At 63.1% G+C, this 14,105-nt stretch carries 14 protein-coding genes and 1 tRNA gene; 12 read left to right on the top strand and 3 right to left on the bottom strand.

All coding sequences use genetic code 11. The features are described from left to right. Positions 1-168: 168 nt before the first annotated feature. Positions 169-384, bottom strand: coding sequence for a helix-turn-helix transcriptional regulator (locus tag Q0R16_RS08255; protein ID WP_295634835.1), 216 nt, complete (start codon positions 382-384; stop codon positions 169-171). A 589-nt stretch (positions 385-973) separates the two neighbouring features. On the opposite strand from Q0R16_RS08255, the gene Q0R16_RS08250 reads away from it, so the two are divergent. The 3 genes from Q0R16_RS08250 (at position 974) to Q0R16_RS08240 (ending at position 4,331) form a co-directional block, all read left to right on the top strand. Beyond that, the gene (locus tag Q0R16_RS08250) at positions 974-1,519 is read left to right on the top strand and encodes a recombinase family protein (protein WP_295634831.1); all 546 of its coding nucleotides are present in this window, start codon (positions 974-976) and stop codon (positions 1,517-1,519) included. Positions 1,520-3,354: 1,835 nt separating this feature from the next. Next, the gene (locus Q0R16_RS08245) at positions 3,355-3,831 is read left to right on the top strand and encodes a hypothetical protein (RefSeq protein ID WP_295634829.1); all 477 of its coding nucleotides are present in this window, start codon (positions 3,355-3,357) and stop codon (positions 3,829-3,831) included. Next, positions 3,828-4,331 carry a hypothetical protein gene (locus Q0R16_RS08240; RefSeq protein WP_295634825.1) on the top strand — a complete coding sequence of 168 codons (504 nt, stop codon included), beginning with the start codon at positions 3,828-3,830 and terminating at the stop codon, positions 4,329-4,331. The genes Q0R16_RS08245 and Q0R16_RS08240 overlap by 4 nt, the downstream gene beginning before the upstream one ends. On the opposite strand, the gene Q0R16_RS08235 is transcribed toward Q0R16_RS08240, so the two are convergent. Beyond that, positions 4,307-5,740: a DUF6538 domain-containing protein gene (locus tag Q0R16_RS08235; RefSeq protein ID WP_295634822.1), complete on the bottom strand. Its 1,434-nt coding sequence runs from the start codon at positions 5,738-5,740 to the stop codon at positions 4,307-4,309. The genes Q0R16_RS08240 and Q0R16_RS08235 overlap by 25 nt on opposite strands. An 83-nt stretch (positions 5,741-5,823) precedes the next feature. After that, positions 5,824-5,898: transfer RNA gene (locus tag Q0R16_RS08230), tRNA-Thr, on the bottom strand. Positions 5,899-6,093: 195 nt separating this feature from the next. Here Q0R16_RS08230 and Q0R16_RS08225 point away from each other — a divergent pair. The 9 genes from Q0R16_RS08225 to Q0R16_RS08185 are packed head-to-tail and all read left to right on the top strand — an operon-like array spanning position 6,094 to position 14,048. After that, positions 6,094-6,288 carry a hypothetical protein gene (locus tag Q0R16_RS08225; RefSeq protein WP_295634819.1) on the top strand — a complete coding sequence of 65 codons (195 nt, stop codon included), beginning with the start codon at positions 6,094-6,096 and terminating at the stop codon, positions 6,286-6,288. Between the two features lie 50 nt (positions 6,289-6,338). Further along, on the top strand, positions 6,339-7,025 hold the full coding sequence (gene gpmA, locus Q0R16_RS08220; RefSeq protein WP_295634815.1) for a 2,3-diphosphoglycerate-dependent phosphoglycerate mutase: 687 nt from the start codon (positions 6,339-6,341) through the stop codon (positions 7,023-7,025). A 21-nt stretch (positions 7,026-7,046) separates the two neighbouring features. Continuing rightward, positions 7,047-7,553 carry a 5-(carboxyamino)imidazole ribonucleotide mutase gene (gene purE, locus Q0R16_RS08215; protein WP_295634811.1) on the top strand — a complete coding sequence of 169 codons (507 nt, stop codon included), beginning with the start codon at positions 7,047-7,049 and terminating at the stop codon, positions 7,551-7,553. 13 nt (positions 7,554-7,566) lie between these two features. Next, the gene (locus Q0R16_RS08210) at positions 7,567-8,625 is read left to right on the top strand and encodes a 5-(carboxyamino)imidazole ribonucleotide synthase (RefSeq protein WP_295634808.1); all 1,059 of its coding nucleotides are present in this window, start codon (positions 7,567-7,569) and stop codon (positions 8,623-8,625) included. After that, positions 8,622-9,107, top strand: a complete 486-nt coding sequence (locus Q0R16_RS08205; protein WP_295634805.1) for a dihydrofolate reductase — start codon at positions 8,622-8,624, stop codon at positions 9,105-9,107. The genes Q0R16_RS08210 and Q0R16_RS08205 overlap by 4 nt, the downstream gene beginning before the upstream one ends. Beyond that, positions 9,104-10,048, top strand: coding sequence for a bifunctional riboflavin kinase/FAD synthetase (locus Q0R16_RS08200; RefSeq protein ID WP_295634801.1), 945 nt, complete (start codon positions 9,104-9,106; stop codon positions 10,046-10,048). Before Q0R16_RS08205 ends, Q0R16_RS08200 begins: the two co-directional genes overlap by 4 nt. After that, the gene (gene ileS / locus Q0R16_RS08195; RefSeq protein ID WP_295634798.1) at positions 10,045-13,098 is read left to right on the top strand and encodes an isoleucine--tRNA ligase; all 3,054 of its coding nucleotides are present in this window, start codon (positions 10,045-10,047) and stop codon (positions 13,096-13,098) included. The genes Q0R16_RS08200 and ileS overlap by 4 nt, the downstream gene beginning before the upstream one ends. Continuing rightward, positions 13,095-13,604, top strand: a complete 510-nt coding sequence (lspA, locus tag Q0R16_RS08190; RefSeq protein ID WP_295634794.1) for a signal peptidase II — start codon at positions 13,095-13,097, stop codon at positions 13,602-13,604. The genes ileS and lspA overlap by 4 nt, the downstream gene beginning before the upstream one ends. Positions 13,605-13,637: 33 nt before the next feature. After that, entirely contained in the window at positions 13,638-14,048 is a 411-nt protein-coding gene (locus tag Q0R16_RS08185; RefSeq protein WP_295634792.1) for a DUF3035 domain-containing protein, read from the top strand. Positions 14,049-14,105: the final 57 nt, after the last annotated feature.

Below are 14,105 nucleotides of genomic sequence, written 5' to 3'. Positions count from 1 at the left end.
CCAGTATCATCCCCCGCAAGCTGGGTGCGCGCTTGATAGACGCCACCAAGTCTTCGGGAGGGATAGCGTCAATCATAGTCATAACCCGATCGCGGGCGGTCTGTGCATCGACATGCAGCCTATCGACCTTGCTCCTGCTGACCCGAACACCGCTAGTTCCTAAAGCCACTATTGCTCACTCCCGATTAAGAGAGAGGGCTCTGTGCCTAGCGCCGAAGCAATACGTTCGAGTGATGCTAAGGTGATGTTGCGCTCACCCCGTTCAATCCCCCCGATATAGGTCCGGTGAAGCCCGCTCCGCTCGGCAAGTTCTTCTTGGGACACGCCCAATGCCGCTCGGAGGCGCTTTACGTTTGCCGCTAATGTGGCCTGCAAGTCCCTCATAAAGCTTGCCTACATGCAGTGGAGCACCGTCCGCGACAGACTATAAGTAGCATGAAGGGTTTTGATGCCAACCATCCCCAGCAGTCTAAGCCTCATGCAGCAGGGTCGGGCCATCATCTTTGCTTCGTTGATCGTGATCGCGTTCTGACAAGGGTAGATGGGGGTTGGACATGCCTGCCCAGCGCGATTGCCGCGACCTGAAATCGCCATCCCCACGCGAGGGGGTGCTTCCAATCAGACATGCACCGTTTACCCCCATGCCCCCCACCTGCTGACAAGTTTGGCCCAGCCGGTGCTCATGATCCAACCCGCACCCCCGCGCGCAGCGCAGCGACGACGCCCAGCCTGCCAGCCGCAAGGCCAAGGCGCGGAACCCCTGCCAGTCACACCTAATGACAACCGGGTGCCCCCGTGGCCCCCGGCGTCTCCCCGGCCCCGCCTTGGCACCGCAAAACCGCTGTCCGCTAAGGGTATAGTCTAACCGGGCGTCCTATCCGATGCCCCACGGTGTACGAATAGGGTTGACTTACACCTTATCGGACGTATTAGGCAAGAGGTCTACACCCAAATAGGACACAGGAACACACACATGGCCCTCATTGGTTACGCCCGCGTATCGTCCATCGGACAGAGCCTAGAGCTTCAAGTTGCCGCCCTAGAGGAAGCGGGGTGCTATCCCATCTTTGCCGAAAAGAAGAGCGGACGCAGCGCCAGCGACCGGGAACAACTTGCCCTGGCATTGGACTACATACGCGACAAGCAAGACACCCTGATAGTAACCCGGTTGGACCGTCTAGCCCGGTCCGTGATTGACCTGCACCAGATTATCGCCCGTGTGACCGCCAAGGACGCTGCGTTCCGGGTGCTGCAACAATCGGGTATCGACACCTCCACCTCCACCGGGAAGCTGACAATGGCAGTGCTGGCAGCGGTGGCGGAGTTCGAGACGGACATTCGAGCGGAGCGCCAGCGGGACGGGATCAACGCAGCGAAAGCCAACGGCGTCTATCAGGGCCGCAAGCCCACCGTTGACGCGGCGGGGATCAAGGCTGCCCTTGCGGCGGGAGAGCGCCCGGCTGCCCTTGCAAAGCGGCTTGGGGTCGCCCGCAGCACTGTCTATCGGCTGGCGGGGTGACCGGGCGCGGCTGGTGGCCTTGCAAACGCGGGGGCCATCTGTCTCATTTTCGGCGCTCCCCAAGCCCACACCCTGAAATGCCCTAGGAGGCCCTGTCAGCGCGTCCGGGGGAAATGGGCATTGCTCTGCCAGATTGCACGGGAGCGGCTTGGGTGCCCGGCTGTGCCCCGTGGGCCGGGCATCCCCCCTCTGCGCCGGGGTCCAACTAGCGGGGCTGGTCAAGCTCGCGCCGGTGGCCCGGTGCCCATTGGTACCGCTAAGAAGCAACAGGCGTTTCTGCGCTGCCCATTTGAACCGTTAAGAAGCAAGAGGCAGTTTCTGCGCCGCTCATTCGATACCGATAGAAAGGTGAAGGCGTTTCGGCGCTCTCATTCCGTTACCGATACAACAAAATGCACCCACGCCTGCCCCACGGCAGGAAGCGTCCTCACGGGCGGGATGGGCACTGATCCGAAAGAACCGGCCCTTGGGCTGCCGATCAGTGTTGGATGCGCAAGGGTGTTCTCCTCACCGCGACCGAAGGAACTCAAGGAAACGCCATACCGGCGGACCAGCCCACACCGGGCCGAGCCTCGCAAGCACAATACGAAACCCATTTCGGGCTACTGCATCATTCCGATGTGGGGCTGTCGATGCCAATCTATACCTGCCTCACACGCAAGTATTAGCCGGAAATGGGTAACCTTGGGGGGTAGGGGGGCCTCTTCTTAAGGGGGCCTCTTCTTAAGGGGGGATGGTCAAGGGTGATCCTACCGCTTCACTCTGGTAATCTAAGGAAATGCTATAGGGTATTAGGGTATAACCATTTTACCACGGGTTTGTCCCGTAGGGACCGTGGGTACTCCCCTACTGTAAACCCTTTATCATACAGCTTGATAATGGATTTATCCCCTAATGACATAATGGTCTAATAGGTATGATACCCCTTTATCATAATGGTCTGATATGGGTGACAAGCTGTTTCCATACATCATCGCCATTATCGTCTGCTATGTCCCCGGTATTGCATAGGGGCTCCGCCACATTACCCGCCAACTTGTATGAGGTTGCTCTAGTGATCCCACTAGGTCACTAACCAATGTAGCTAGGGCTATCTCACATAAGTTCCCCATTATAACCCCTAGGGGTCAATAAGAGTTACACCAATGATTGTCACTGTTGACACCGCCAAGCTTACTACCCCCGAACTGATGGCCCGTTATACGCGGGGTCGTGACCATCCCCACTGTCAAGGTATGCGGCATGTTATGGACTTGCTCGGCATTGATCTCCCGGAGCCCCTACAGCGTCGCCCCAGTGGGTGTAAGCGTAGTGCGAACCCATCACGCATGACCCTCTGGCGTGACAAGCAGAAAGCCAAGCAGGCGGGGCAATGAGCAACCACACAATGCCCCGCCGTACTGTCCGCCGCTTCCCCAAGCGCATCCTATCCGATGCTGACATTGCTTTCGAGGCCAGCCGCAAAGCTTCCTTCGATGCCATGCTAGAGGATACGCGAGTGCGCAGCGCACTACACGGCATGAAACCATAATCTCGACACGTGCCCCCGCCCGCTTCACGGGGGCCTGTTGTGAGCCCTTGGAAATACCGAGAGTTCATAACAGGCACATCACTTGCCATTCCATCTAACCAAACGCCTTGCTGATTGCTTCTTGTCCTTGTGGCAGCAATTGCGCGGCCCCCTTGTGTCTGCGGCTTATGCCGGTGGTCAGATGCAGGGGGCCTTATCTTTCCTTGGGCCTGCGCATTACCGCGCGGTACTGGTCCCCCTCCCTGTATGTCGCACTCCGGGGAGGGGGAGTTCATCAACCTAGTGCGGCACCGAGTGCGATTACATGACCTTACCAAAGATTGCCCAAAAGCTTGACGATGCCCGCCGGGATGTTGCCAAGCTCACCCGCCTACAAGATGCCCGGAACCGCCTCGCAAGCGTGGAGATCGAATACGACGCCGCCGTGGCCCAAGCGGACATTGATGCGGCTGCCAAGGCTGTCGCTGCCCGTGAGGCCTTGATGGCCGGTATTGTGGACGTGACGGTTTCGGACGCTTCCCCGGCTGCGGCAGGCGGTGACCTGTTGAGCCGTAGGTTCGCTATCACCTACACCCGCCCGACATACGACTATAACACCCGGACCAGCCCGACCAAGCCATCCACCATCAATGGTTTCAGTGCCGTGCCCGGTGGCGTGATGCTGTTTCTGCTAGAGAAGCGCCCGGATCAAATCCCGGCTGCGATCATGGCCCTTGCCCCCGACAATCCATCGCTTGCGTTCGAACGGTATGCGGTAGCTCGCCAGCGGGGTCACCTGTGAAACTGTCGGCAAGGGATCGCGCAAAGGTCAACGGTGCGCTCTGCATGATCCGGGATGCCGGACACAATGCAGACGCCATCACCGGCGTTGCCTCCGACATTATGAGCACGGGCACGCCGATCAAGCTGGCGTACCAAAGAGCCCTCGACAAGTTCGTGGAACAAGTCCCGGCTTTCCGGGCACCGCTGCAACGGTTGGGGCAACTGGTGGACGCCAGCGACATTCCCACCCTCGCCGGTTACAACGTGGCGCTCTCCCGCTACATCGAAACCGGGGACGCTGTTGACCTGCAACCCATCATGGCCACGGTCACGCGGGACGCGGGGGAAATGGCTGCCCGAACGGGTGACGCCGGGTTTGCCGATGGCCTTGGCCTTGCTGACACCTCACCTGCACCCGTTGCCGTTGACACCGTTCCCGATGTTGTCCCGGCACGTCCGGGCTGGGGTCCTACGGGGTTCCGGGCTGTGGACATTCAAGCGGCTACCCCCACAGAATAGCGGGGCATACTCGCAATCGCATCATGTAGGGTGGCAAGGGGTTTAAGCCCGTACTTGCCGCCCTCATTGCTTGGGGCATGGCCTTGGGCACGTTCGGCCAGATACTCCGGGACGCCAGCGGCTCTTGCCATAGTTTTGAAGCGGTGACGCCAACCATGATTGGGCTGCGGTGCTGTGACGCCGAGGGACCGAACCCACTTGGCTAGATCGGCTGCCCTGATTTTAGACCCCGGATTGATCCCATTGCCCGCCCCCTCATTGTAGAACAGAGTGGCAACGTCGTCCTTGGCCAGTTTCAGTATGCCCTGTTCGATCAAGTGGGGATGCAGGGGGACAGACCTTGCCTCATACGTCTTCACGGACCCCGCGTCCGGTGTGATGTGGACAACCCAAATCCCGCCCTCTTGCCGAATGTCTTTGGCCCGAAGCTGGGTGATCTCCCCAACCCGTGCCCCCGTGTAGGCGCACAGCCACGGCACCCACCGCCTAGCAAGGGCGTGCTTCACAGCCAGCCCGGCAGGTTGCGGCCCCAGTGCGGCCCCTAGGATGGTCATGGCTTCATCATCGGTCAGGTCACGTTCCCGGAGCTTCACAGCCTTGGGCGCTCGCACCTTCAATGCACTGGCAGGGTTAGCCGGGATAACCCCGTCATCATGGGCAATCGCCAGTGCGACCCGGACGGCGGGGAGATACCCGTCAATGATGGTTTTCTTGGCCAGCCCCTTGCCGACAAGCCCCTCTATCCACCTATTCAGGTCCGCGCGGGTTACCCGGCTGGCATCATCATGGCCAAGGAAGCCGACAAGGTTCACGAGACGGGCACGCCACTTGCGGACAGTCTTTGGATTAGCCGCACCGGATGCTGCATACCGATCGAACAGGGCGTGCAAGCTTGATGCAGTGGGGGCACGGTTCGTAGTGACCCGGTTGGCAACTTCGGTTTCCATGACCGCCACGGCGCTGCGCAGTGCGTCAAGCTCTGCATCCCGCTCGCGGATCAAATCCACCGCTGCCGCCTGATCCGGGGATAACTCCGCCGTGGCCATCTTGCGCCGTTGCCGCCAGAGCATCCGCAGTTCGGCCCGTGCTTCCCGCCGCGCCGCGCTGGCAGCCTCTAGGGCAGCTTGGGCCTGTTGCTCCTCGCGCTCCCGCGCGGTGCCTGTAAGCTCCTCTGTGGGCGTTCCTGGGGCTATGCCGATCGCGGTCCGGGCATCATCAATGAGCTTGTCGGTTTCGGTCGTGTGGGGGCGTAGGAGGCGCTTGGCTTCTTCCCGGTCCTTGGTGCCAAGGCTGCGCTTCCATTCCTTGCGCGGCTTGCCCGTGGCCGTGGTGAAACACCCGATCAAATCCACGGGGACAAGTCTGCGGAAATAGTAGGTCGCACCGGTCTTATCGAGGTGGGTACACATGCGCCGCTCCTATTACAGGTGTAACAGTCGGCTGTAAAATCCCGCTTATTTCCAGTGCTTTCCCGGATTTCCGGGGTGCGGAATGGTGCTGCTGGGGAGGATTGAACTCCCGACCTCAGCCTTACCAAGGATGCGCTCTACCACTGAGCTACAGCAGCACACCATTCCGCAAAGCCCGCAAAAATCGCGGCAAACGCCGGCGGGCAGGGGCGGGCTATTGGCGGGCAGGGAGGGCTTTGTCAACCCACGGCTCAGACCGCAAGCGCGTGCCGTCGTCCGCCCGGACTTGCCTTGGTTTGCCCGACGCGGCAAAGCATCGGCACCGGGTGGCTGCGGCAGTGCAAGGAGCGGCAATGGACAACGCAAAACCTTCGGCCAAGCTTACCCGCGAGGAGCGACTGGCTGCCCAGTTGCGCGCCAACTTGCGCCGCCGCAAGCAACAGGCCCGCACGCTGGGGCAGCAACAGCCCGCAGCCGTCGCCGGTGAGACTGCTGACAAACCGGCACAGGTAAAACCGACGCTGGCCAAACAAGCGGGGGATGGCTAGGGCCTGCGCTTCGTTTCCGGCCCAACCTTATAGCCCGCAGGTCCTTGCCGATGCCCCGCCTGATCCTGATCCGCCACGGCCAATCGCAGTGGAACCTTGAAAACCGCTTCACCGGCTGGTGGGATGTCGACGTGACCGAGAAGGGCGCTGCCGAAGCGGTCGCCGCCGGGCATCTTTTGCGTGACCGAGGTGTGCTGCCGACCACGGCGTTCACTTCGCTCCAGACTCGCGCGATCAAGACCTTGCACCTGGCGCTCGAAGGCTGCGGCCGGCTGTGGGTGCCAGAGGACAAGGACTGGCGACTTAACGAACGGCATTACGGGGGACTCACGGGGCTCGACAAGGCCGAGACCGCGGCGAAGCATGGCGATGACCAGGTCAAGGTGTGGCGCCGCAGCTTCGATGTGCCGCCGCCGGTGCTCGAAAAGGGCAGCGAATTCGATCTCTCGGCGGATCCGCGCTATGCCGGGATCACCGTGCCGCAGACCGAAAGCCTCAAGGATACGATCGCGCGCGTGCTGCCGTGCTGGGAGGAAAAGCTCGCCCCCGCGCTGCGTTCGGGCGAAACGGTGTTGGTGGCGGCGCACGGCAATTCATTGCGCGCGCTGGTCAAGCACTTGTCGGGCATTTCGGACGACGAGATCACCGGGCTTGAAATCCCGACCGGACAGCCGATCATCTACGAACTTGACGATGCGCTTGGCGAAGTGGAGCGCTACTATCTCGCCGATCGCTAAGACGGCCGCGGGACCGGGGGGATGGCCCAGGGGGACAGAACTGTGAGTGAAAAGCCATTGGTCGCCATCGTAATGGGCAGCCAGAGCGATTGGGAGACGATGAAGCTTGCAGCGGAAGCGCTTGATAAGCTTGGCATTGTGCATGATTGCAGGATCGTTTCGGCGCACCGCACCCCCGATCGGCTGGTGTCGTTTGCGCAAGGCGCGGCGGATGCTGGCTTCAAGGTGGTGATCGCGGGTGCGGGCGGCGCGGCGCATTTGCCGGGCATGGTGGCGAGCATGACGCACTTGCCGGTGCTGGGCGTGCCGGTGCAATCAAAGGCGCTGTCGGGCATGGATAGCCTGCTGTCGATCGTGCAGATGCCCGCAGGGATCCCGGTCGGCACGCTGGCGATCGGTGCGGCGGGGGCGACCAATGCGGGGCTGCTGGCGGCGGCGATCCTGGCCACCTCGGACCCGGAATTGGCGATCCGGCTCAAGGCTTTGCGCGCCGCACAGACCAGTGCAGTCGCTGAAAAGCCGGCATGATTCCGCTGACATCATGATCCCCCCGGGCGAAACCATCGGTATTCTCGGCGGCGGCCAGCTTGGCCGGATGCTGGCGCTGGCGGCCGCCAATCTGGGCTATCGCTGCCACGTCTATGCGCCCGAGCCCGAAAGCATTGCCGCCGACGTCTGCGCGGAATTCACTTGCGCCGGCTGGCACGACCTGGCCGCGCTCGAACGGTTCGCCAGTCAATGCGCGGTGGTGACGTACGAATTCGAGAACGTGCCGGTCGAACCCTTGGCTGTTGTGCGCGCCGCAACGCGGTTGCAACCGCATTGCAAGGCGCTCGAAGTGGCGCAAGACCGGGTTGCAGAGAAGTCCTTCGTCGAACCGATGGGCGGGCGGCCCGCGCCGTGGGCGCCGGTCGCCGACATGGCCGGGCTTGCCATCGCGATAGACACGATCGGCGCGCCCGGCATCCTCAAGACCCGGCGCGACGGGTATGACGGCAAGGGCCAGTGGCGGATCATGACCCCGGCCGATATCGACAACGTGCCCGAAATCGATCGCGCGCTGGTCTATGAAGGCCTGGTGCGGTTCGAGGCGGAGTTTTCGGTGCTGCTGGTGCGCGGGGCCGATGGCGACGTGCGGTTCTGGGATAGCCCGGAAAACAGGCACAATCGCGGCATCCTCGCCCGCTCCACCGTCCCGGCATCGCCGCTGATCGGCAGCCAGATCGCGGAAGCGCGCGCGCTGGCGGGCAAGATCGCGGCGGAACTCGATTACGTCGGCGTGCTGGCGGTCGAATTCTTCGCCACCGAAGCCGGCCCGGTGTTCAACGAAATGGCGCCGCGCGTCCACAATTCGGGGCACTGGACGATCGAGGGCGCGCTCACCAGCCAGTTCGAGAATCACATCCGCGCGATCTGCGGGCTGCCGCTGGGCGATTGCGCGCTGGCGGCCAGGGGCGTGGTGATGGACAACCTGATCGGCGACGATGCGCACGATTGGCACCAGATCCTGTCCGATCCGTGCAACCACTTGCACCTCTACGGCAAGGCCGCGGTGCGGCCCGGGCGCAAGATGGGCCACGTGACGCGGTTGGTGCTGTGACGCAGACTGTCGTGCTGATTGCCGCGCGCGCCCGCAACGGCACGATTGGCCGCGATGGCGCGCTGCCATGGCGCTTGCCGCTCGACCTCAAGCACTTCAAGACGCTGACCATGGGCAAAGCGATGATCATGGGGCGGAAGACGTTCGAGAGCTTTCCCGCGCCCTTGCCAGGCCGCCGCCATATCGTGCTGACGCGCGATGCCGGCTGGCGGGCCGATGGGGCCGAGGTTGTGCACGATCCCGATGCCGCGCTCGCGCTGGCGGGTGAGGGCGAGGTGATGGTGATCGGCGGGGCGCAAGTCTATGCGCTGTTTGGCGATCGGGCCGATCGGTTTGAATTGACCGAAGTTCATGCCGACGTCCTCGGTGACACCACAATGCCCACACCCGGCGCGGACTGGCGCGAAGTGGCGCGCGAGGAACACCCGGCAGTTGGCGATCGGCCCGGTTTTGCCTTCGTGACGCTGGAGCGCGCGACGTGAGGCTCGACGCGCGCAACCCCATCCCCGATTCCTTGCGCGGTGCTATCATCGCGCTCGGCAACTTCGATGGGTTCCACCTCGGCCACCAGGCGGTGGTGGGCGAGGCGGTGCGGTGGGCACGGGCCGAAGGCCGCCCCGCGATCGTCGCCACTTTCGATCCGCACCCGGTGCGCTATTTCAAGCCCGAGGCCGCGCCGTTCCGGCTGACTTCGCTCGACCAGCGCGAGGAATTGTTCGCCGGCGCCGGGGCCGATGCGATGCTGGTGTTCACCTTCGACGCCGAATTTGCCGCCATCACCGCCGAGGGCTTCGTCGAAGGTCTGCTGCGCGATCATCTGGGCGCAGCGGGCGTGGTAACCGGCGTGGACTTCACCTTCGGCAAGGGGCGCGGCGGCAACTTGCAACTGCTGTCGGAACTTGGCGCCACCTGCGGGCTGAAAGCGCGCGCGGTCGGCCCGGTCGAGGAGGGGGGCGAGGTCGTCTCCTCCAGCCGCATCCGCCAGGCGCTGCAATCGGGCGATTGCGCCACCGCCGAACGCCTGATGACGCGGCCTTTCGCGATCCGCGGCACGGTGCAGCACGGCGACAAGCTGGGGCGGACGATCAACTTCCCCACCGCCAACCTCGATATCGGCAGCTATCTGCGCCCGCGCTACGGCATCTATGCGGTGACCGCCAAAATACCTGATGAACGCTTGCCCGGCGGCGTGGAAGTGCAAGGCGCGGCCAATGTCGGCATCAGGCCCACGTTCGATCCGCCCAAGGAATTGCTCGAACCCTATTTCTTCGACTGGTCGGGCGATCTTTACGGGGCCGAGATCGAGGTGGCTTTCCACCACTTCCTGCGGCCCGAGGCGAAGTTCGACAGCCTCGATGACCTCACCAGGCAGATGGCCAAGGATTGCGAAGAGGCGAAGAGGCTCCTAAGCGGCCGGGCATGACCGAGCCGACAGCCAAGCGCGACTACCGCGATACCGTCTTCCTGCCGAAGACGCCGTTCCCGATGAAAGCCGGCCTTCCGCAGAAGGAGCCGGGCATTCTCGCGCGCTGGCAGGACCAGGACTTGTATCGCACGCTGCGCGAAACCCGCGCGGGTGCGGAAAAGTTCATCCTCCACGATGGCCCGCCTTACGCCAATGGCGACATGCACATCGGCCACGCGCTCAACCACATCCTCAAGGACATGGTCTGCCGCACGCAATCGCTGCTGGGCAAGGATGCGCCCTACGTGCCCGGCTGGGATTGCCACGGCTTGCCCATCGAATGGAAGGTCGAAGAGGAATACCGCAAGAAGAAGCTCAACAAGGACGAGGTCGATCCGGTCGAGTTTCGCGCCGAATGCCGCGCTTATGCGCAGAAATGGGTCGATGTTCAGCGCGAGCAGTTGAAGCGGCTCGGCATCAATGGCGATTGGGACCATCCCTACCTGACGATGGACGCCGAGGCCGAAGGCACGATCGTTGCCGAACTGATGAAGTTCGCCGAGAGCGGCCAGATGTATCGCGGCGCCAAGCCGGTGATGTGGTCGCCGGTCGAAAAGACCGCGCTGGCTGAGGCCGAGGTCGAGTACGAGGATATCGTCTCGACGCAGATCGACGTGGCGTTCGAGATTGTTGACTCGCCGATTGCGGAGCTGGTCGGCGCTTATGCGGTGATCTGGACGACCACGCCGTGGACGATCCCGGTGAACCAAGCGATCGCTTATGGGCCGGACATTGAATACGTCGCGGTCGAATCAATCGGCGTAAAAGATGTTCACGACATGGAGCTTCGGCCGGTCCTGATTGCGAAGGATTTGCTCGCCCAGGTTTCTGGTCGGACTCAGCTTGGGTTTATCGGCGATTGTGTCGTGTGGCGCGGCAAAGGCTCCGACCTCGCCGGCACCATCGCCCGCCACCCGATGGCCAACCATTTCCGTCAGCCCGCACTTGATGCGGGCCTAGGCGTCTCTTCGGACGTCGGTAAAGGAGCAAGCCAAGCCCCGGATCAAGTCCGGGACGACGAATTTGCGAAAATGGCCGAATTCTTCCTCCGCCCGCGCCCGTTCCTGCCCGGCGATTTCGTCACCACCGACAGCGGCACGGGCCTGGTCCATATGGCGCCCGATCACGGCGAGGACGATTTCGCGCTGTGCAAGGCGCACGGGCTCGAACCGGTGTTCGCGGTCGAGGGCGATGGCAAGTATCGCGCGGACTGGGCTTGGCTGGGCGGGCAGGGTTCGGTCATCAACGCCAAGTTCAATGCGCCCGATGGGCCGATCTGTTCGGATTTGCGCGAGGCGGGCGGGCTGTTGGCGGCGAGTGCCGAATACAAGCACAGCTATCCGCATTCGTGGCGATCGAAGGCCAAGGTGATCTATCGCTGCACGCCGCAGTGGTTCGTGCCGATGGATCGGGAACTGGGCGCGGAAGAAAAGAGCCCACCCCTAACCCCTCCCGCAAGCGGGCGGGGGACTCTTAGGGAAACCGCGATGGCCGCCATCGCCGCCACGCGCTTCGTGCCCGAAAAGGGTCGTAACCGTATCGGTGCGATGGTCGAGGGGCGGCCCGATTGGGTGCTGTCGCGCCAGCGTGCCTGGGGTGTGCCGATCACGCTGTTCGTGAAGAAGGGCACCAACCAGTACCTCGCCGATCCGGCGGTCAACGCGCGGATCGTGGCGGCGATCAAGGCCGAGGGTGTGGACGCCTGGACCGATGAGCGCGCGCAAGAATACCTTGGGAGCGATTACGCGGCCGAGGATTACGAGCGCGTCACCGACATTCTCGATGTGTGGTTCGATTCGGGCTGCACACACGCATTCGTGCTCGAATCGGGGCGCTGGCCCGACTTGCTCCGCCCCGAGGGCTGGACCGGCCCGAAGGCCGATCTGTATCTCGAAGGCAGCGACCAGCATCGCGGGTGGTTCCAGTCGTCGCTGTTGGAATCCTGCGCCACGCGCGGCCACGCGCCGTACAAGGCGGTGCTGACGCACGGCTTCACGATGGACGCCAAGGGCATGAAGATGTCCAAGTCGCTGGGCAACACCATCAACCCGCTCGACCTGATGCGCGATTATGGCGCCGATATCCTGCGGCTGTGGGCGCTGTCGGTCGATTTTACCGAGGACCACCGCATCGGCAAGGAAATCCTGGCCGGAGTGGCGGACCAGTACCGCAAGTTGCGCAACACGTTCCGTTATCTGCTGGGCGCTTTGGACGGGTTCGACGAGAGCGAGCGGGTGGCCGACGTGGCCGCTATGCCCGAGTTGGAACGCTACATGCTGGCGCTGCTCGCGAAGCTGGACGGCACGCTTGATGCGGCGGTAAAGGCGTTCGATTTCAACACATACGTCCGCGCGCTGACCGACTTCTGCAGCGAGGACTTGTCGGCGTTCTTCTTCGATATCCGCAAGGATTGTTTGTATTGCGACGCGGCAACCGATCCCAAGCGGCGGGCGTATCGGACGGTGCTGGACACGCTGTTCCATGCGCTGGTGAGGTATGCCGCGCCGGTGCTGGTGTTTACGGCTGAGGAGGTCTGGGGCACGCGGTTTCCCGAGGCGGGGAGCGTGCATCTGCTGGTTTGGCCGGAGGTTGCGGGCGCCCCAACTCTCCGTCACCCCGGCGAAGGCCGGGGTTCGGCTTCTTCATCCGACGGCGAAGAAAGCAGCCAAACCCCGGATCAAGTCCGGGGCGACGAATTGGTGGAGCGGTGGACTGCATTGCGCGAAGTCCGGATGGCCGTGAACGAGGCCATCGAGCCTTATCGACGCAACAAGGATATCCGTTCAAGCCTCGAAGCAGAAGTCTGGATCAACCACTCGTACCCCGGCGTCGACTTATCCGAACTGTTTATCTCGGCCGAAGTTCACCAAGGCGAGCACGAAAATGTTATCCGTACCTCGCAACCCAAGTGCGAGCGGTGCTGGCGCCACCTTCCCAAAGCTAAGGAAGGCGGCGATCTCTGTTCACGGTGCGATCAGGTCGTGTCGGGCATGGACGCGGTTGCATGACCCTGCTCACTCCCCTGCGCGCTCGCGGGCTGGCGCTTGCGCTGGCGATTTTCGCAGTCGATCGCGGGGTGAAGTGGCTGTTGACCGGGCCGCTGGAACTGCCCTTCAAGGGCCCGTTCCATGTGCTGCCGATCTATGCGTTCCGCTATACCGAAAACTACGGCGTCTCGCTCGGCATGTTCACCGCGGATTCGCCGCAGCAGCGCTGGTTGCTGGTCGCGGTTACCGCCGCGATCGCAATCGGCGTTGTCGTGTGGCTGCTGCGCGAGAAGGCGTGGGGCGAGATCGGCGGCCTTGCGCTGATCCTGGGCGGGGCGATGGGCAATATCTGGGACCGGGCGTTTTCGGGCTACGTGATCGATTACGCCGATCTGCACTTCGGCGAATGGCGCCCGTTCCTGATCTTCAACCTGGCCGATGCCGCGATCACCTGCGGCGTGCTGATACTGCTTGCCCGCTCGCTGCTTCTGCGCGAAAAGCCCGCCACTTCCGGACAGAGCGCGTAAGCGCCTGGCCCACGGTTTCTGAAGGACTATAGAATGCGCAAAGTCGCCACCATCCTCGTCCTGGCATCGGCCGCAACGGTGCTGTCCGCGTGCGGCAGCAGCGGCTTGCTCAACCGCGCGCGGCCCGACGAATTTGCGGTGACCCGCGCCGCGCCGCTAGTGGTGCCGCCCGATTTCGCGCTCAACCCGCCATCGCCCGGCGCGCCGCGTCCGCAGGATGCCGATGCCGCGAACCAGGCGCTCGACGCATTGTTCGGCGGATCGGCCCCGCGCAGCGAGATCGAGAAATCGACGCTGGGCAAGGCCGGCGCCGCCGAAACCAGCATCCGCAGCAAGGTTGGCGATCCCGAGACGCAGACCGTGGCCAAGGGCAACGTGACGCAGAACATCCTGGCCGCGCCGCAGGGCGATGGGCGCGAGGCGCAGGCGGTTACGCCGGGCTGAGAGAGCGTCCGCCCCCAAAGGAACCGTTCGCCCTGAGCTTGTCGAAGGGCTGCCTTT

It is taken from the genome of Novosphingobium sp. (assembly GCF_025351285.1).
In the GTDB taxonomy this organism is placed as follows: domain Bacteria; phylum Pseudomonadota; class Alphaproteobacteria; order Sphingomonadales; family Sphingomonadaceae; genus Novosphingobium.
This window is presented reverse-complemented; position numbering and strand designations above follow the sequence as displayed.